Source organism: Microlunatus capsulatus (assembly GCF_017876495.1).
Lineage (GTDB): Bacteria > Actinomycetota > Actinomycetes > Propionibacteriales > Propionibacteriaceae > Microlunatus > Microlunatus capsulatus.
In genome coordinates, this window is the sequence record NZ_JAGIOB010000001.1 from 2,990,271 (window position 1) to 3,008,172 (window position 17,902).

Sequence of the window (17,902 nt, forward strand, 5' to 3'; positions counted from 1 at the left end):
TCACGGCACTCCGCAGCAGCATCACGCGGGGTCGGCGGCTCCGCGGGCCAGCAGGGCGTCCAGGCCTGACCAGTCCGGGACGTGCGCGGGGTCCAGCGCCGACCAGCCGCGGTCCAGCAGCACCCGCGCCGCGGTCAGCGCCTCCGGCAGCGGCAGCGCGGCGGCGGCCGCCACCTCCTCGGCGAGCGCGTCGTGCGCCGTCCCGGTCCGGTGGACGGTGGTGCCCGTGTCCCGGTCGCGCCGGACCATCCGCAGGACCAGCGCCGTCCGCAGCAGCTCCAGCAGCAGGTGGGTGGCGATCAGCCGGTCGTCGCGCCCCGTCTTGACCGCGACCAGCGCGGCGAGGAAGCGAGACCGGCCCGGCTCCTCGGGCGCCGGGACGCCCAGCCGGCCCGGCCCGCGGACCTGCAGGTCCAGCCGGCGGCCGTCGCGCAGCACCAGCCGGACCACCTGCTCCTGCGCCGACGTCGCGACGTCGTGCGCCCACACGGCCTCGGGGTCCACCAGCGCGGCCAGGTCGACGTCCTCCGCCAGCCGCAGGTGCAGGTCGAGGTCGCTCCACCCGTCGAGGGTCTCCGGCGCCAGCGCCGAGCCGGCCAGCTCCACCGCGGCACGGGCGCCGAGCCGGGCGCGGAGGTCGTCGGCCAGCGCGGCCTGCCAGCCGCTCACACCCGCCCCGCCAGCCGCGCGGCCGTGCGCAGGTAGGTCTCGCGGTCGGTCGGGTCGTGGTCGATCCGCGGTCGCTCCGGAGGCGGCCCCACGACCGGCCGGAGGTGGTCCACGGTGGTGGTCAGCGCGCCCTCCCCGCTCGTCGTGCCCGGCAGCCGGAGCCGCAGCTCGTGCACGGCGGCCGCCGGCACGTCGCCGGAGACGAGGACCAGACCGTCCTCGTAGCCGGTGTCCAGGGGCACGGCGCCCAGCGCGGCCAGCAGCGCCAGCACCGCGCCCTGGGCGGCGCGCGGGGCCTCCAGGGTGAAGCGGTGCACCGGCTCGCAGACCTGGGTGCCGGCCCGCTGCAGCGCCGTCATCAGCACCAGCGGGGTGAGGTACCGGAAGTCGGCACCCGTGCTCGACATGGCCTTGTCGAACGTCTGGTGCGCGTGGCTCTGCCGGGGCGCGTAGCCCGAGTGCGTCATCGTCACCCGGGCGTCCGGCACCGGCCAGCCGTGCGGTCCGGCGGCCAGGGTGGTCCGGACGGCGTCCTCGACGGCGGTGAAGAAGGCGGCCGGCAGGGCCCCGCGCTCGACCTCGAGGGCGAACACCACGCCCGCCCTGACCGGGGCCGGGTCGACCCGCAGCCCGACGGTGGCCAGGAACGGGTTGTCCGGGTCCGACGCCCGCTCCACGGCGGCGCCGGGGCCGCGGACGCGCTCGGCGCACAGCACGCTGGAGGTGCCGAAGGCGACCTCGACGCCGTACTCCTCGGCCAGCAGCGCGCCGAGGACCTCCTTCTGCACCTCCCCGTACAGCGACACCGCGACCTCGCCGCGGCTGTCGTCCTGCCGCACCTCGATCAGCGGGTCCTGCTCGGCCAGCTGGGCCAGCGCGGCGTGCAGGTCGCCGCGCCGCGCGGGGTCGACGGGCTCGACGACGGTCTCCAGCGAGGGCCGGGAGAAGACCGGGGCGCTCGGGCGCCGGCCGTCGCGGCCCAGCACGTCGCCGACCCGCGCCGTCTCCAGCCCGCGGACCCGGGCGATCCGGCCGGCGGGCAGCGCGTCCGCGGGCCGTGCGCCGCCGGGGCCGTGCAGGGCCAGCGCGGTGACCCGCTCGGCCCGGCCGTGGCCGAGGTCCAGCCGGTCGCGCACCCGGACCGTGCCGCGCCGCAGCACGAGGTGCGCGAGCTTCTCCCCGGCCGGCCCGCGCTCGATCTTGAACACCGTCCCGGCGGGCGGGCCGTCGGCCTGCGGGCGCCGGGTGGGCAGCAGGCCCGGCAGCGCGGCGAGCAGCTCCCCGACCCCGGCGCCGGTGATCGCCGAGCCGTGGAGCACCGGCAGCACGGCCCCGGCGCGGGCGGCGCGGGCCAGCCGGCGCCGCAGCTCGCGGCGGGGGAGCGCGCGGTCCTCGACGAAGGCGGCCAGCACCGCGTCGTCGTGACCGGCCAGCACCTCGGTGGCCCGGGCGGCGAAGACGTCGTCGGGCAGCGGGCGGACGGCGACGTCGGGCGTCCCCGCGCCGTCGACCTCCTGCAGGGCCAGCACGTCGACGCCGAGCCGGCGGCCGACCCGCGCGACGACGTGCTCGGGGCGCGCGCCCGCCCGGTCGCACTTGTTGACGAAGACGACGGTGGGCAGCCCGAGCCGGCGCAGCGCGCGGTGCAGCACCACCGTCTGGGCCTGCACGCCCTCGACGGCCGACACGACGAGCACCGCCCCGTCGAGGACGGCGAGGGCGCGCTCCACCTCGGCGATGAAGTCGGCGTGGCCGGGGGTGTCGAGGAGGTTCACCAGGACGTCGTCGACGGCGAAGGTGGCGACGGCGGAGCGGATGGTGATGCCGCGACGCCGTTCCAGCGCCATCGTGTCGGTCTGGGTGTCGCCGCCGTCGACGCTGCCGGGGTGGTCGAGGACGCCGGCGGCGACGAGGAGCCGCTCGGTCAAGCTGGTCTTACCGGCGTCGACATGGGCGACGACGCCGAGCGCGAGGGTCCGCGCTCGAGGGGTCAGGGGTGCGGGAGGCACGGGCACGTCCGTTTCGGAGGAGGAGGGTCACCGGCGGGGTCGTGCGTGCTGCTCGCATGGTGGGTCTCCTCGGGGTGCGCGTGCTCCCGGCCATCCGAGCACGGGCGGACGGGCTCCGGCCACCGGTTTTCGGGGCGGGCGGTGCCGCGCCGGGCGGTGGCAGACTGCGGCCATGGACGCCGCGCCCCGCCCCCTCGTCGTCAAGGTCACCTGCGGGGCCGAGGCCCCCGAGCGGGTCACGCAGGCCTGGACGGTGGCCGCGACCGCGGTGGCCGCGGGCGCGGACGTCACCGTCTGGCTCACCGGTGACGCCGTCTGGTGCGCCGTCGCGGACCGGGTGCCCGTGCTGCAGCTCGAGCACGCCGCGCCGCTCGCCGACCTCGTCGAGGCCGTCCGGGCGGGCGGCCGGCTCGTCGTCTGCACCCAGTGCGCGGCCCGCCGCGACCTCACCGCCGCCGACCTCGTCGCCGGCGCCACCATCGCCGGCGCCGCCTCGTTCGTCGAGGCCGTCCTCACCGAGGGCGTCCAGGCCCTCGTCTACTGACCCCTCCGCTCCCTGAGCTGTCGAAGGGCTCCCTGAGCCCGTCGAAGGGGCCCAGCCCTACGCCAGGCCGAGCCGCTCGGCCAGCTCGTCGGCGCTCATCGCCCCGGGCCGCATGCCGCTCGCCGCGGCCTGCCGGGCCAGGGTGGCCAGCCGGGCGTTGAGCGGGGCGGCCTGCCCGGTGCGGTGGGCGATCAGGGCGATCTCGCCGTTGAGGTAGTCGGTCTCGACGTTGCCCGTGCCCCGGGTCAGGGACTGCCAGGTGGAGCCGCCGACGTCGTCGGGCACGCCGGGCACCGGGTGCATGGTGAAGCCCGCCGAGCGGGCGGCCGCCTCGTCCTCGTCGCTGGTCACCGCGATGCCGGCGCCGTCCAGGACGGTCCGGGCCTCGGCCTCGGTGCGCTCGGCCAGCGGGCCGGTGTCGCCGTTGCCGTGCACCAGCGCCTGGAAGACGTTGCCCAGGTTGCTGATGAGCTTGCGGTACTTCCAGGGCATGACGTCCTCGGGCAGCGGGACGTCGTAGTTGGCCGCCGTCCAGTCCTGCTGCACCTGCGCGAGCAGGGCCTCGTCGCGCTCGTCCGCGGGCGCCGGCACCCGGCCGACGTGCAGCATCCCCGAGCGCGGGGCACCGCGGACGATGACCTCGCCGGGGGTGAGGTGCACCGCCGGCATCCAGACGCAGACGCCGTAGACGCGGGCGAAGTAGCGCAGGGCCATCGTCTCGCTGGCCACCCCGTTGAGCGCCGTCAGGACGGGCAGCCGCTCCCCGGCCGTGCCCACCACCCGGCCGCCGGCGTGCACGGGGGCGTCGGCCCACGTCGTCAGCGCGTCGGGGGCCTGCTGGGTCTTGGTGGCCACGACCAGCACGTCGTGCTCGGTCAGCTCCAGCTCGTCCGGCCCGCCGACGGCGTGCACGGGGACGGTGACGTCCTCCTCCGGCGTGCGCAGCCGCAGGCCGGTGCTGCGCAGCGCGGCCAGGTGCTCACCGCGGGCGACGAGGACGGCGTCGAGGCCGGCGTGGGCCAGCCGGCCGCCGATGGCCCCGCCGATCGCACCGGCGCCGACGATGACGTAGCGGGTCGTGGACATGGGTCTCACGCTAACCGGGGCGCCGGTGCCCGCCGCAGGCCGCACCGCCGCGCGGGCACCGGGCCTGGCAGGGTGGGGCGGGTGAAGCTGAGGCTGACCGTCCGGGACCTGGAGCCGACCGACCTGGGCGACCTCGACTGGTCGGGCGGCTCGGAGCACGTCCGGGTGATGGCGCAGGCCCTGCAGGCCAGCTACGCCGACGAGGTGGCCGTGCTGGTCATCGCCCTGGCCAACGGCCGGCTGGTGGCCACCGGCGCGGTCGACTTCCGGCCCGACCCGGCGGCGGGGGAGCTGACGACGCTGGCCGTGCACGAGCACCTGCAGTCCCTCGGCCTGGGGACGCGCCTGGTCACGGCGCTGGAGAAGCGGGTGCGGGCGCGCGGGCTCGGCACGGCACGGCTCACCGTCGAGCACGACAACCCGCGGGCCCGGTCGCTGTACCTGCGGCTGGGCTACCGCGAGGTGGGCTCGCGGGTCGAGAGCTGGCCGGTCGCCGGCGGCCGGACCTACGTCACGACGACAGCGGTCCTGGAGCGCGACCTGACCCGCCCGCGGCCGGGTCAGTAGAGTGGGCGCCGTGTCTGCCACCTTCGCCGTCCTGCTGCTGGTCGGGGTGGCCGCCCTCGGGCTGGCCCTCCTCGTGATGCTCGGCCTCGTGCTGCGGCCCGCGCCCGTGCCCGTGCGCGTCCGGGACCAGGAGCGCTGAGCCGTGGCCTTCGAGATCACCTCCGACCTGCACCGCGACCTCATGCCCATCGCCTGGATGATCGGGCGCTGGGAGGGCTCGGGCAAGGGCACCTACCCCGGCACCGAGGACTTCGACTTCGGCCAGCAGGTCGACTTCGCCCACAACGGCGGCAACTACCTGCACTACCTCTCGCAGACCTTCGAGACCGACGCCGACGGCAAGGCCGTCCGCCCGCTCACGATGGAGACCGGTTTCTGGCGCCCCCAGCCGGACGGCACCCTCGAGGTCGTGATGAGCCATCCCGAGGGCTACACCGAGATCTGGTACGGCAAGATCAACGGCGCCCAGATCGAGCTCTCCACCGACGCCGTGGTGCGCACCGCGACCGCCGAGGACTACGCGGCCGGGCAGCGGCTGTACGGCAACGTCGAGGGCGAGATGCTCTGGACGCTCGACAAGGCCGCCAACGGCCTGCCGCTGCAGTCCAACCTCTGGGCCCGCCTCGTCCGGGCCTGACCGCGGCCGGACGGGAAGAAACCCCGGTCCGCCGACGCTGAGCACGGCATGAGCTCACAGGTGGCGGTCGTGGCCGAGTCGGGCGTGGACGCCGGGGTGCCCTGGCACTACGGCGACCCGATGCGCGAGCAGCGCGTCTTCGAGGCCGGATCGGCCGTCGTCGACCTGTCCCACCGCGGGGTGCTGACCCTCACCGGGCCCGACCGGCTCACCTGGCTGCACTCGCTCACCACCCAGCACCTCACCGACCTGCAGCCCGGCGTCGGGGTCACCACCCTGGTGCTCTCGCCGCAGGGCCACGTCGAGCACGTGCTCTACGGCGTCGACGACGGCACCACCTTCTGGGCGCACACCGAGCCGGGTGCCGCGCCCGCCCTGGTGGCCTGGCTGGACCGGATGCGGTTCATGATGCGCGTCGAGGTGGCCGAGCGGACCGCCGACACCGCCGTCGTCTGGCACCTCGGGGACGTGCCCGCCGGACTGCTGGCCCGCGACGGCCTCGACTCCCTGGGCGGGCACGAGCTCTTCGTCCCGCGCGCGCAGCTGGCCGACGTGCTGGACCTCGCGCCGCGGGCCGGGACCTGGGCGCTGGAGGCCCGCCGGATCGAGGCCGGGGTGCCGCGGGTCGGCCTGGACACCGACCACCGGACCATCCCGAACGAGATCGGGCTGCTCGGCGTCGCCGTGCACCTCGACAAGGGCTGCTACCGCGGCCAGGAGACGGTCGCCCGCGTGCACACCCTCGGCCGGCCCCCGCGCCGGCTGGTCCGGCTGCTGCTGGACGGCAGCGTCGACACCCTGCCGGCGGTCGGCTCGTCGGTCGAGCTGGCGGGGCGCTCCATCGGCGTCGTCGGCGGCTCGGCCCGGCACCACGAGCTGGGCCCGGTCGCCCTCGCCCTGGTCAAGCGGAACACCGACCCGGCCGCCGAGCTGCTCGTCGACGGCGTCGCCGCGCGCGCCGAGACCCTCGTCGACCCCGACGTCGGCCTGCACGTCCGCCCGCGCCTCTGAGCCACCCCACGGGGTGGTGGACCGGGTGCTCCGGGGCTGCCATGCTCGACGCGACCGACGGACGAGCAGAGGACACCCCATGACCGACGACAAGCAGATCAAGGTCGAGGTGGACGGCACGGTCGTCGCCGAGGCCACCGTGACCACCACCGACGCCCGCGCCCGCGCGCAGGTGCACGTCGAGCCCGGGCACCTGCCCACCGGCACCCGCCAGCAGGTGGCGGCCGCCGTGCACGAGTCCGCCGTCTCGGACGGGGCGGAGCACCTCTCCGCCGCCCTTCCGCGCGGCGACGCCGAGCTGGTGACCGAGATGCGCGAGCACCTCGACCACCCCGAGCTCCGCAGCGCCGGCGCCAGCAGCATCCTGGAGGGCGACGTCCGCCAGCCCTGAGGACCCCTGCGGCCTGAGCCGCCCCCGCTGCCTGAGCCTGTCGAAGGCCCTTCGACAGGCTCAGGACGCGCGGCGGCGTCAGCCGCCGAGGCTCACCAGGGCCTCGCGGACGGGCCGGATCTCGCCCACCCGCTCGCCGTGGCCGAGCACCGGCTCGCTCACCTGGGCGTCGAGGGTCGGGTGGTCGAAGCCCAGCTGCTGCAGGACCGCGGCCATCAGCACCGTCCGGGCGCGCGGGGTGCCGTCGCTGATCTTGAGTGCGACGCCGCGACCGTCCGGCAGGCCGACGGCGTAGACCGCCTCGGCGCCGGCCTTGCCCATCAGCCCCGGGACCGCCCGGTGCAGGGCCAGCTCGTCGCGGGTGGTGCCGGAGGTGAACTGCGGGTGCGCGCGGATGGCGTCGGCGACCTGGCGCTCCGGGCCGTCGGAGGCCCCGGCCAGCCGGCCGAAGGAGCGGGCCAGCCCGTACAGGGTCAGCGCGAACAGCGGGGCCCCGCAGCCGTCGACGGCGAGGTTGGTCGCCTGCTCCCCGGCGAGCTCGTCGATCGCCTGTAGGATCGCCAGCTGGGTGGGGTGGTCGGGGTCGCGGTAGGTGGCGACGTCCGCGCCCAGCGCGACCGTCGTCGCCAGCATCCCCGCGTGCTTGCCCGAGCAGTTCATGAAGACCGGCGCCTTCGGGACCCCGGCCCGGATCGCCGCCTCGCGGGCGGCCTCGTCCAGCGGCCAGTCGGGCGGGGTCTGCAGCGCGGACTCGTCCAGCCCGGCGCCCGCCAGGACCCGCCGGACCCCGTCGACGTGGAAGTCCTCGCCCGAGTGCGACGCCGAGGCCAGCGCCAGCAGCTCGCCGTCGAGGTCCAGCCCGGCCCGCAGCATCCCGACCGCCTGCAGCGGCTTGCTGGAGCTGCGCGGGTACATCGGCGCGAACTCCGCGCCCACCGAGGCCAGCAGCGCGCCGTCCGGGCCGGTCACCGCCACCCGGGCGTGGTGCACGCTCTCGACGAAGCCGTTGCGCACGACCTCCACCAGGATCGGGTCGGAGTCCTCGGGTCGCGTCATGCCCCGGAATCTACGCGGCGCCGCCCGTGCCGCCGCCCGCCAGGGCCCCTCCCCGGACGCGGTGGCGCCGTGGCCGGACGGGGGTCCCGCGGGACTTAGGCTCATCGCGTGAACTGGGACGACTACGGAGCGGTGCTCTTCGACCTCGACGGCGTGCTGACGCCGACGGCGGAGGTGCACATGCGGGCCTGGCGCGAGCTCTTCGTCGACTTCCTCACCCGCCGCGGGGTGGTCGACCAGCCCTACACCGAGCGCGACTACTTCGACCACATCGACGGCAAGCCCCGCTACGACGGCGTGCGCTCGCTGCTGGCGTCGCGCGGGCTGCACCTGGCCGACGGCGAGCCGTCCGACGGGCCGGACGTCGAGACGGTCTGCGGGCTCGGCAACCGGAAGAACGCCTTCTTCACCGCCGTGCTGGCCGACGACGGCGTCGACCCCTACCCGGGCTCGGTCGCCCTGCTGGACCTGCTCGCCGAGCGGGGCACCGCCGTCGCGGTCGTCTCCTCCTCGCGCAACGCGCCCGCCGTGCTGGAGGCCGCCGGCCTCGCCGAGCGGTTCGAGGTCGTCGTCGACGGCTCGGTCGCCCAGCGCGAGGGCCTGCCCGGCAAGCCGTCCGGGGCCACCTACGTGCACGCGGCGCAGCGGCTCGGCGTCCCGGTCGAGCGGGCGGTGGTCGTCGAGGACGCCATCTCCGGCGTCGAGGCCGGCCGGGACGGCGGCTTCGGCCTCGTCGTCGGCGTCGACCGCGGTGTCGGGCCCGACGCGCTCCGGGCCGCCGGGGCCCACGTCGTCGTCGCCGACCTCGCGGAGCTGGCCCGATGAGCTACGGCTCGAGCGGGGACACCCCGATGCGCGCGCACGACCCGCTGGACCGCACCCGCTTCCCCGTCGACGAGTGGCGGCTCAGCGAGCAGCGCTACAGCGCGGCCGACCTCGGCGTCACCGAGACGCTGTTCGCCGTCGGCAACGGCTACCTCGGGATGCGGGGCAACGTCGAGGAGGGCCGGGAGACCTTCGCCCACGGCACCTTCATCAACGGGTTCCACGAGACCTGGCCCATCCGGCACGCCGAAGAGGCGTTCGGCTTCGCCCGCGTCGGCCAGACCATCGTCAACGTCCCCGACAACAAGACCATGAAGCTCTACGTCGACGACGAGCCGATGCTGCTCTCGGTCGCGGACCTGGAGAGCTACGAGCGCAGCCTCGACTTCCGCGACGGCGTGCTGCACCGCGACATCATCTGGCGGACCCCCGGCGGCAAGCGGGTCCGGGTCACCTCCACCCGGATGGTCTCGTTCACCCAGCGGCACCTGGCGGTGCTGACCATCGAGGTGACGATGCTGGACGACGAGGCCCCCGTCGTCGTGTCCTCCCAGACCCTCAACCGCCAGGACGGCCGCGACGAGTACCACGTGCGCGCGGCGGCCATGGGCAGCGGCACCGACCCGCGCAAGGCCGAGGCCTTCGAGACCCGGGTGCTGGAGCCGCAGCTGCACTGGTGCACCGAGAACCGGATCGCGCTGGGCTACCGCTGCGCCAACTCGGGCATGACGCTGGCCGTCGGCGTCGACCACGCCATCGAGACCGACAACGCCTACACCGCCCACATCAGCGCCGACGACGACACCGGCAAGATGGTCTACCGGGTGGCCGCGCAGCCCGGCCAGCCGATCAGGATCACCAAGACCGTCTCGTACCACACCTCCCGCGGGGTGCCGGTCCGCGAGCTCGTCGACCGCGCCCGGCGCACCCTGGACCGCACGCTGGCGGAGGGGGTCGAGGCGCAGTACGCGGCCCAGCGCCGCTGGCTCGACGCCTACTGGGACCGCGCCGACGTCGTCGTGCACGGCGAGCCCGCCCTGCAGCAGGCCATCCGCTGGAACCTCTTCCAGATCGCCCAGGCCACGGCCCGGGCCGAGCAGTCCGGCGTCCCGGCGAAGGGCGTCACGGGGTCCGGGTACGGCGGCCACTACTTCTGGGACACCGAGATCTACGTCCTGCCCTTCCTCACCTACACCTCGCCGGCGATGGCGCGCAGCGCGCTCCGGTTCCGCTACAACATGCTGGACGCCGCCCGCCGGCGCGCCCAGGACCTGGCCCAGAGCGGCGCCCTGTTCCCGTGGCGGACGGTCAACGGCGAGGAGGCCTCGGCCTACTACGCGGCGGGCACCGCGCAGTACCACATCGACGCCGACATCTCCTACGCCCTGTGCAAGTACGTCGCCGCCAGCGGCGACGAGGACTTCATGTGGCGCGAGGGCATCGACATCCTCGTGGAGACGGCGCGGATGTGGGCCGACCTGGGCTTCTGGCGCGAGGACGGCGACGGCTCGCGCAGCTTCCACATCCACGGCGTCACCGGCCCGGACGAGTACACGACCGTGGTGAACGACAACCTGTTCACCAACGTCATGGCCCGCTACAACCTGGCCCAGGCCGCCGAGCTGGTCCGGCACATGTGCGAGGACCTGCCCGAGGCCCACCGCAACGCCGTCGAGCGCCTGGAGCTGCACCCCGACGAGGTGGAGGAGTGGACCGCCGCCGCCCGCGCGATGGCCATCCCCTACGACCCGGTCACCGGCATCAACCCCCAGGACGCGCAGTTCCTCGACCGGGAGGTGTGGGACCTGCGGCAGACGCCGGAGGACAAGCGGCCGCTCATGCTGCACTACCACCCGCTGGTCATCTACCGGTTCCAGGTGCTCAAGCAGGCCGACGTCGTGCTGGCCCTGTTCCTGCAGGGCGACCACTTCTCGAGCGAGCAGAAGCGGCTCGACTTCGAGTACTACGACCCGATCACCACCGGTGACTCGACGCTGTCGGGGGTGGTCCAGTCGATCATCGCCGCCGAGGTGGGCTACCGCGACCTCGCGCTGCGCTACTTCCACAGCTCGCTGTTCGTCGACCTCGCCGACCTGCACGGCAACGCCAGCGACGGCGTGCACGTCGCCTCCACCGGCGGGGTCTGGAACGCCCTCGTCTACGGCTTCGGCGGGATGCGCGACTACGACGGCGACGTCACCTTCGACCCGCGGCTGCCGGCGGACTGGGAGGGCCTGACCTTCCGGCTCGCCCTGCACGGCACCCGGCTGGAGGTCCACCTCACCGCCGACGCCATCCGGTTCACCGTGCTGGAGGGCGACCGGGCCGAGCTCAAGGTGCGCGGCCGCCGCTACACGGTCAAGGCCGGCCCGCCGCTGACGGTCCCGCTGGAGGGCCAGGGCCCCTCGGTCCAGGGGGCGATCGTCCTGCAGACCGGCGAGCGCCGGCCCGACGGCAGCCTCATCACCGCCTCCGTGCCGCAGGCCGCCGTCCGCCGGCTGCACGTCGGCTGACCGGCCCGAACCACCGCTCCCTGAGCCTGTCGAAGGGCCCCTCGACCACCGCTCCCCGAGCCCCCGGACCACCGCTCCCTGAGCCTGTCGAAGGGGCCGGAGAGCCCCTCGACAGGCCGGGGACTCAGCGGTCGTCGTCGCCGGTCAGGGCCTCGGGGTCCTTGACGTAGGTCTTGCGGCCCCAGAGGGCCCGGTTGAGGAACCAGGTGAGCGCCCAGAGCCCGACGCCGATGGCCAGCAGGATGCCGGCGATCGTGTACTGCTCGGAGGCCCGGCCGGTCCAGGGGCCGACGAGGTAGGCGCACAGCAGGGCGCCCAGGACCGGCAGCACGGTGGGCGCGCGGAAGTGCCGGTGCTCCTGGGGGTCCTTGCGCAGCACGAGGCAGCAGACGTTGACGACGGTGAAGACGCCCAGCAGCAGCAGGGCCGTGGTGCCGCCGAGGGCGCTGACCCGGCCGACGAGGGTGACGAGGCCGAAGGCCAGCAGGGTGGTGAAGACGATGGCGACCCAGGGCGTCCGGCGGCCCGGCAGCACCCGTCCGAGCGCCGGCGGGAGCACCCGCTGGCGGGCCATCCCGTACAGCAGCCGGCTGGCCATGAGCATGTTGATCAAGGCCGAGTTGGCCACCGCGAACATGGAGATCAGCGGGAAGATCTGGTCGATCGGCAGGTCCGGCGCGCCCGCCGTCACCACCTTGAGCAGCGGCGCGTCCCCCTCGCCCAGCTCCCCGGCCGGCACGATCGCGATCGCGGAGATCGAGACCAGGACGTAGATCACGCCGGTGATGCCCAGCCCGGTGAGCATGATCTTCGGGAACACCTTCTCCGGCTCGTGCACCTCCTCGGCCATGTTGACCGAGTCCTCGAAGCCCACCATGGCGAAGAAGGCCAGCGAGGTGGCCGCGGTGACGGCGATGAAGATCGACTTGTCGTCGGGGGTGTCGAAGACCACCACCCGGCCGAGGTCGGCCTTGCCGCCGGTGATCGCGAAGAAGCCGATGAAGATCACGATCAGCAGGCCGCTCAGCTCGACGCAGGTCAGCACGATGTTGGCGTAGACGCTCTCGGCCACGCCGCGCAGGTTGATCAGCCCGACGAGGGCGAGGAACAGCACCGCCAGCACCGTCGTCAGGCCGTCGCTGACCGACACCTCGGCCAGGCCCAGCCAGTCGGCGCGGACGACGTTGACCATGGCCTCCAGGTTCGCCGCGAAGGCCCGCGACGCCGTCGAGGCCGAGGTGATGCCCGAGCAGGTGACGGCGAAGGCCATCAGGAAGGTGACGAAGTGGACCCCGAAGGCCTTGTGCGCGTAGAGCGCCGCGCCGGCGGCCTGTGGGTACTTGGTGACCAGCTCCAGGTAGGAGAAGGCGGTGATCGTCGCGACGACGAAGGCCAGCAGGAAGGGCAGCCAGACGACGCCCCCGACCTCCTTCGCGACCGTGCCCGTCACGGCGTAGATGCCGGTGCCGAGGATGTCGCCGACGATGAAGAGCAGCAGCAGCTTCGGGCCCATGACCCGCTTGAGCTCGGGCTGCTCCGGGAGCGCGGTGCCGGCTGCGGTGGACGGGGCGTTGGCGACCATGGTGGGTCCTCCAGGCGGGCCGGGGATGGGGAGGCCGTGCGGTTGCGCCGCAGTCTAGGGGTGGGGCCGCCCCGGCGGGCACCTCCGGACCGGGCTCAGCCCGGCTCGTGCCCCAGCGCCGCCAGCCGCTCGTCGAGGAACGCCCGCTCGGCGGCGGCGCCGGTCAGGGCCCGCGCCCGGCGGTAGGCGTCCGCCGCCTCGGCGCTCCGGCCCAGTCGCGCCAGCAGGTCGGCCTCGACGGCCGGCAGGTAGGGGTAGTCCGCCAGCCGGCCGCCGGCGGCGACCCCCCGGACCTCGGCGAGCGCCGCCGCGGGCCCGTGCACCTCGGCCAGGGGGACCGCGCGGTTGAGGGCGACCACCGGCGAGGGCCACAGCGCCAGCAGCGCGTCGTAGAGCCCGAGCAGCTGGGGCCAGTCGGTCGCGGCGTGGCTGGGGGCCTCGGCGTGCACGCAGGCGATCGCCGCCTGCAGGGTGTAGCGACCCGCCCGCGGGCTGGGCAGGGCCGCCATCACCAGGGCCCGGGCCTCGGCCAGCGCTGCCCGGTCCCAGCGGGAGCGGTCCTGCTCGGCCAGCCGCAGCAGCCGGCCGGTGGAGGAGAGGCGGGTGGCGCGGCGGGCGTCGGTGGCCAGCAGCAGGGCCAGCAGGCCGTCGACCTCCGGCTCGCCGGGCACCAGGGCGCGCAGCACCCGTGCCAGCCGGAGCGCCGCCTCGACGAGGTCGGGACGGACCAGGTCCTCGCCCGAGGGTGCCGTGTGCCCGGTGGTGAACAGCAGGTGGACCACGTCGAGGACCCCCGCCAGCCGTCCGGGCAGCTCGTCGGCGCCGGGGAGCCGGAAGGGGATGCGGGAGCCGGCGATCTTGCGCTTGGCCCGGGTGAGCCGGGCGGCCATCGTGGCCTCGGGGACCAGGAAGGCCCGGGCGATGTCCGCCGTGGCCACGCCGCAGACCAGCCGCAGGGTCAGGGCCACCTGGGCCTCCGCGGCCAGCGCGGGGTGGCAGCAGAGCAGCACCAGCCGCAGCCGCTCGTCGCGCACCGCGCCGTCGGGGTCCTCGACGACCGGCCGCTCCTCCCCGCCGGCCCCCTCCACGCTGACCTCGTCCACGCGCGCCTCCTCGGGCTCGACCAGCAGCGGCAGCTTGGCGCGCAGGGTGCTCGCGCGGCGGACCGCGTCGACCCCGCGCCGCCGGGCCGTCGTCGTCAGCCAGGCGGCCGGGTTGGCGGGGACGCCGTCGACGGGCCAGCTCCGCAGGGCGGCCGCGTAGGCCTCCTGCACGCACTCCTCGGCGAGGTCCAGGTCGCGCACCGTGCGCACGGTGGCGGCCAGCACCAGGCCCCAGGACTCGCGGTGGGCGTCGGCGAGCGCCGACGCCACCGCGGACCCTGCGCTCACGGTGCCGGGCTCACGGAGTCGGGCGCTGCAGCACCCCGCCGCTGTGCACCGGCCGGACCTCGACGCCGCCGCCCGCGCGCACCACGGGGTTGGTGCGGGCGATCGCCAGCGCCGCGTCGAGGTCGGGCGCCTCGAGGACGTAGAAGCCGGCCACCACCTCCTTGGCGTCGACGAACGGGCCGTCGGTGACCCCGTCGGTGCGGACGGAGGTGGCCAGCTCGCGCGGGGTCAGGGCGTAGGCGACGAGCATCGAGCCCGAGGCCGTCAGCTCCTCGGCGTGCCGGTCGTGGACCTCGGTGTCGGCCGCGGTGGCCTCGGGGGCGTGCGCGGAGTCGTCGGCGTAGATGAGGACGGCGTACTGGGCCATCGGTCTCTCCTCCTGTCGGGGTGGGCGATGTGCCCACACCCTCTCGTCGAACGGCGGCGGCCGGATCGACAGCCCCGCCGTCGCCGACCTCCGGGGCGGGCTACGGGGCGGCGGCGGGGGCGACGACCGTCGTCATCACGCAGTTGCCCTTCCCCTTCGGCCGCTCGTAGGTGAAGCCCAGACGTTCGTACATCGTCCGGGTGGCGTTGTACAGGAACGAGGACGACGGCTTGGCGCCCGGGGCGAGGTCGTGGGGGTAGGACTCGACCCGGCCGCCGCCCGCGTCGGCGATCAGGGCCAGGGCTCCCCGGACGGCGACGGCGGCCACCCCGCGGCGCCGGTGGTCGCGGTCCACGAACAGGCAGGTGATCCGGTAGTCGGGCGTCTGCACCAGGCCCGCCTCCCACTGCTTGCGGTGGTGGATGTTCGGCAGCTCCTCCACGGGGCCGTACTCGGCCCAGGCGATGGCGGCGCCGTCGCGCACCACCAGGGCGGCGTGCGCGCGGCCCTCCGCCACGAGCGTCTGCTTGAGCTCGCGGCTCTCCACCCCGGCCAGCTCCGGGGTGCGGTGGAACCAGGTGCACCAGCACCCGCCCCACACGCCGTTGTGCTTCTCGGCGAGCGCCGCGAACAGGTCCCAGGTCGACGGACCCAGGGGCTCGACGCGGTAGCCGGCGACGTCGACGTCGGTCTCTCCCATGCCGGCACTCTAGGAGCGATCCCGGACGGTCGGCGTCCTCGTTCTCTCACGGGACCACCACCCGCCCGGAGGGTGGTGCTTGCTGCCGCTTGCGTCTGCTTGCAATTGCAAGCACCATGGACGGGTGAGCCGCATCCGACCGACGCGCCTCGGTGACCAGCTGGGCACCGTGGGCGACTTCATCGCCGCCCAGCGGCGGTCGGCCGAGCTCTCGCTGCGCCAGCTCGCCGAGCAGACGGGCATCTCCAACCCCTACCTCAGCCAGATCGAGCGCGGTCTGCGCAAGCCGTCGGCCGAGGTCCTGCAGCAGCTCGCCCAGGCCCTCCGGGTCTCGGCCGAGAGCCTCTACGTGCGCGCCGGGATCCTCGACCCCGACGACCACCGCAGCACGACGGTCGAGATGGCCGTGCTGGCCGACCCGGGGCTCACCGAGCGGCAGAAGCACGTGCTGCTGGAGATCCACACCTCCTTCGTGAAGGAGAACGAGCGCGCCGCGGCCGACCGGGCCGAGGCCGCCCCCGCACCGAACACCCCCGCACCGACCGGGGCCGGGTCCGACCCGGCGCCGGACCCCGCTCCCTGACCGCCCGCACCACCGTCCACCGAACCCGCCCTGGAGGCACACCGTGACCAGCACCCCCGACCCCACCCCGGTCGACCCCACCCCCCTCGACCCCACGCCCGTGAACCCCACCCCCGTCGACCCCGACCTCGCCACCGGCTGGGTGGACCCGACGGCGGTGGAGACGCCGCTGGTCGAGGAGCCGGTCCCCGGCCCGCAGGGCGTCCCGCTGCAGGACGACGCGCCGGCCCGCGAGGACGTGCGGCAGCGCGCCGCCGAGACCGCGGCCGCCATGCGGGAGTCCGACCTCAAGGCCATCTACGCCGCCGCCGGCGCGACCCAGGTGATCGTCGGCGCCGTCCGCGAGACGGTCACCGAGACCTCCCGCTGGGCCAGCGCCCGGCTGGCGGAGCTGCGGTTCCGCCGGGCCGAGCTGGCCAAGCAGGCCGAGGAGATGCGCCAGCGCGCCGAGGGCCTGCCCGAGGACGTCAAGGCCGTGCCCGAGGTGGCGCGCACCCGCGCGGCCGACCTGCAGCAGCAGGCGACGGGGACCTACAGCGAGCTCGCCGACCGCGGCCAGCGCGCCCTCTCCGGCGTCCGGGCCGACGTCGTCAACCGCATCGACCCGGCCTTCGACCGGCTCGCCGAGCGCCTCGAGGCCGCCCGTCGGGCCATCCGCGGGGCCGCGGTGCAGACCCCCGTGCCGCCGGTCCCGGCGCCGGTCGCCGAGCCGGCCGCCCCGACCCCGGCCGCACCGGTCGCCGAGAGCCCGGTGCCCGGTCCGGTGGTCGCGGAGCCCGTCGTCGCCGACGTCGACGACGCCGTCGTGGTGGAGCCGGTCGTGGTGGAGGACGTGACCCCCGAGCCGGTCGTCCCCGCGCCCGACAGCACCGCCCCGGACCGCACCGCCGACGAGGACACCCACCCGGAGCGCTGACCCGGGGACGACAGGAGGCGGGCACCCCGTGGGGGTGCCCGCCTCCGGCGCGTCGTGGTGGTGCTCAGCTGCGGTAGACGACCACCCGGTCGCCGTTGCGCACCTGGTCGAACACCCAGCGGATGCCGGCCTTGTCGCGGATGTTGACGCAGCCGTGGCTGCAGCCGTTGTAGCCGCGGGCCGCGAAGTCGGCCGAGTAGTGCACGGCCTGGCCGCCGCTGAAGAACATCGCGTAGGGCATCGGCGTGTGGTAGATCGACGAGACGTGGTCGCGGCTCTTCCACAGCACGGAGAACTTCCCCTCGCGGGTGCGCATGCCGGCGCAGCCGAAGCGGGCGTCGAAGGTGCGGACCACCTTCGAGTCCTCCAGGTAGTAGAGCTTGTCCTTCGTCTTGTCGATGCACAGCGCCCGGCCGTCCACCTTGCACCGCTTGTCCAGCTTGGGCGAGGCCTTCGTGATCTTGATCTTGCCGGTCTTGGCGACCAGCTTCTTCCAGGTCGTCCTGCTGACCTTGCCGTTGGCCCCGAGCCCCTGGGACTTCTGGAACTTCTTCACCGCCGCCTCGGTCTTGGTCCCGAAGTAGGAGGTGACCAGCCCGGAGTCGAGGGCCTTCGCCTTCACCAGCCGCTGCTGCAGCGCCTTGACGCCCCCGTTGGTCTGGCCCTTCTTCGGCGCCGTGTACGTCGTCGAGACGTAGCTGGTGGCGGCCTGCGCGGCCGGCGCGACCGGCTCCGTGCCGGACACGGCCCCGATGAGGGCGGTCGCCATGACCACGCCCAGCAGCAGCCGGATGACCTTCTTCATGCTGTTCCCCTTGAGTCGTCGGACGGGTCGCGTCCGCGGTGCCGAGATGGTTCTGCACCGTCTACGGCGGGGAAGAGCCGACGGTTGCGTCCCTGATACGGATTTCTCCGGACCGGGTGCCCTCATCCTGGACCACCGCGGCCCGGACCCGCAGCAGGCGCGGACGACCCGCGACGACGAGCGCCCGCGACGACGAACGCCCGCGGCACCGGGCGCGGGGCTCGGTGACGCGGGCGCGTCGGGAGGTGCT

Annotated in this window: 19 protein-coding genes; 10 read left to right on the plus strand and 9 right to left on the minus strand. The window is 74.9% G+C overall.

Annotated elements, in window-relative coordinates; translation table 11 throughout:
• Positions 1-21 precede the first annotated feature (21 nt).
• Complete coding sequence (locus JOF54_RS13820) at positions 22-669, minus strand: hypothetical protein (protein ID WP_210056817.1); 648 nt, start codon at positions 667-669, stop codon at positions 22-24.
• The gene (locus tag JOF54_RS13825) at positions 666-2,678 is read right to left on the minus strand and encodes a GTP-binding protein (protein ID WP_307804172.1); all 2,013 of its coding nucleotides are present in this window, start codon (positions 2,676-2,678) and stop codon (positions 666-668) included. The genes JOF54_RS13820 and JOF54_RS13825 overlap by 4 nt, the downstream gene beginning before the upstream one ends.
• A 172-nt stretch (positions 2,679-2,850) precedes the next feature.
• On the opposite strand from JOF54_RS13825, the gene JOF54_RS13830 reads away from it, so the two are divergent.
• Positions 2,851-3,222, plus strand: coding sequence for a DsrE family protein (locus tag JOF54_RS13830; protein ID WP_210056819.1), 372 nt, complete (start codon positions 2,851-2,853; stop codon positions 3,220-3,222).
• A 57-nt stretch (positions 3,223-3,279) separates the two neighbouring features.
• Here JOF54_RS13830 and JOF54_RS13835 read toward each other — a convergent pair whose 3' ends face one another.
• Entirely contained in the window at positions 3,280-4,308 is a 1,029-nt protein-coding gene (locus JOF54_RS13835; RefSeq protein WP_210056821.1) for a ketopantoate reductase family protein, read from the minus strand.
• An 81-nt stretch (positions 4,309-4,389) separates the two neighbouring features.
• Here JOF54_RS13835 and JOF54_RS13840 point away from each other — a divergent pair, with 81 nt between their 5' ends.
• The 5 genes from JOF54_RS13840 to JOF54_RS13855 all read left to right on the plus strand — a co-directional run bounded on the left by JOF54_RS13840 (position 4,390) and on the right by JOF54_RS13855 (position 6,914).
• The gene (locus JOF54_RS13840) at positions 4,390-4,875 is read left to right on the plus strand and encodes a GNAT family N-acetyltransferase (protein WP_210056823.1); all 486 of its coding nucleotides are present in this window, start codon (positions 4,390-4,392) and stop codon (positions 4,873-4,875) included.
• Positions 4,876-4,885: 10 nt separating this feature from the next.
• A complete protein-coding gene (locus JOF54_RS21565; RefSeq protein WP_281073397.1) occupies positions 4,886-5,014 on the plus strand; it encodes a hypothetical protein in 129 nt (42 codons plus the stop codon).
• Between the two features lie 42 nt (positions 5,015-5,056).
• Entirely contained in the window at positions 5,057-5,512 is a 456-nt protein-coding gene (locus JOF54_RS13845; protein WP_245360086.1) for a heme-binding beta-barrel domain-containing protein, read from the plus strand.
• Between the two features lie 48 nt (positions 5,513-5,560).
• On the plus strand, positions 5,561-6,523 hold the full coding sequence (ygfZ, locus tag JOF54_RS13850; RefSeq protein ID WP_210056827.1) for a CAF17-like 4Fe-4S cluster assembly/insertion protein YgfZ: 963 nt from the start codon (positions 5,561-5,563) through the stop codon (positions 6,521-6,523).
• Between the two features lie 79 nt (positions 6,524-6,602).
• On the plus strand, positions 6,603-6,914 hold the full coding sequence (locus JOF54_RS13855) for a hypothetical protein (protein WP_210056829.1): 312 nt from the start codon (positions 6,603-6,605) through the stop codon (positions 6,912-6,914).
• Positions 6,915-6,992: 78 nt separating this feature from the next.
• Here JOF54_RS13855 and JOF54_RS13860 read toward each other — a convergent pair whose 3' ends face one another.
• Positions 6,993-7,970 (minus strand): asparaginase, encoded by a 978-nt coding sequence (locus JOF54_RS13860; protein ID WP_210056831.1) that lies wholly within the window; start codon positions 7,968-7,970, stop codon positions 6,993-6,995.
• 108 nt (positions 7,971-8,078) lie between these two features.
• On the opposite strand from JOF54_RS13860, the gene JOF54_RS13865 reads away from it, so the two are divergent.
• Both JOF54_RS13865 and JOF54_RS13870 read left to right on the plus strand, forming a co-directional pair.
• Positions 8,079-8,795: an HAD family hydrolase gene (locus JOF54_RS13865; RefSeq protein ID WP_210056833.1), complete on the plus strand. Its 717-nt coding sequence runs from the start codon at positions 8,079-8,081 to the stop codon at positions 8,793-8,795.
• Positions 8,792-11,308, plus strand: coding sequence for a glycoside hydrolase family 65 protein (locus JOF54_RS13870; RefSeq protein WP_372443493.1), 2,517 nt, complete (start codon positions 8,792-8,794; stop codon positions 11,306-11,308). The genes JOF54_RS13865 and JOF54_RS13870 overlap by 4 nt, the downstream gene beginning before the upstream one ends.
• 124 nt (positions 11,309-11,432) lie before the next feature.
• Here the strand turns inward: JOF54_RS13870 and JOF54_RS13875 are convergent, their stop codons facing one another.
• The 4 genes from JOF54_RS13875 to JOF54_RS13890 all read right to left on the minus strand — a co-directional run bounded on the left by JOF54_RS13875 (position 11,433) and on the right by JOF54_RS13890 (position 15,348).
• Entirely contained in the window at positions 11,433-12,890 is a 1,458-nt protein-coding gene (locus JOF54_RS13875; RefSeq protein ID WP_210056835.1) for an APC family permease, read from the minus strand.
• 95 nt (positions 12,891-12,985) lie between these two features.
• Positions 12,986-14,281, minus strand: coding sequence for an RNA polymerase sigma factor (locus tag JOF54_RS13880; RefSeq protein WP_210056837.1), 1,296 nt, complete (start codon positions 14,279-14,281; stop codon positions 12,986-12,988).
• Between the two features lie 10 nt (positions 14,282-14,291).
• Positions 14,292-14,648: a YciI family protein gene (locus JOF54_RS13885; protein WP_210056839.1), complete on the minus strand. Its 357-nt coding sequence runs from the start codon at positions 14,646-14,648 to the stop codon at positions 14,292-14,294.
• A gap of 100 nt (positions 14,649-14,748) precedes the next feature.
• Positions 14,749-15,348, minus strand: coding sequence for a GNAT family N-acetyltransferase (locus JOF54_RS13890; protein WP_210056841.1), 600 nt, complete (start codon positions 15,346-15,348; stop codon positions 14,749-14,751).
• A 124-nt stretch (positions 15,349-15,472) separates the two neighbouring features.
• On the opposite strand from JOF54_RS13890, the gene JOF54_RS13895 reads away from it, so the two are divergent.
• Both JOF54_RS13895 and JOF54_RS13900 read left to right on the plus strand, forming a co-directional pair.
• Positions 15,473-15,931 (plus strand): helix-turn-helix domain-containing protein, encoded by a 459-nt coding sequence (locus JOF54_RS13895; RefSeq protein ID WP_210056843.1) that lies wholly within the window; start codon positions 15,473-15,475, stop codon positions 15,929-15,931.
• A gap of 43 nt (positions 15,932-15,974) precedes the next feature.
• Entirely contained in the window at positions 15,975-16,847 is an 873-nt protein-coding gene (locus tag JOF54_RS13900) for a hypothetical protein (protein WP_210056845.1), read from the plus strand.
• 64 nt (positions 16,848-16,911) lie between these two features.
• On the opposite strand, the gene JOF54_RS13905 is transcribed toward JOF54_RS13900, so the two are convergent.
• Positions 16,912-17,652: a L,D-transpeptidase family protein gene (locus JOF54_RS13905; RefSeq protein ID WP_245358103.1), complete on the minus strand. Its 741-nt coding sequence runs from the start codon at positions 17,650-17,652 to the stop codon at positions 16,912-16,914.
• Between the last annotated feature and the right edge of the window lie 250 nt (positions 17,653-17,902).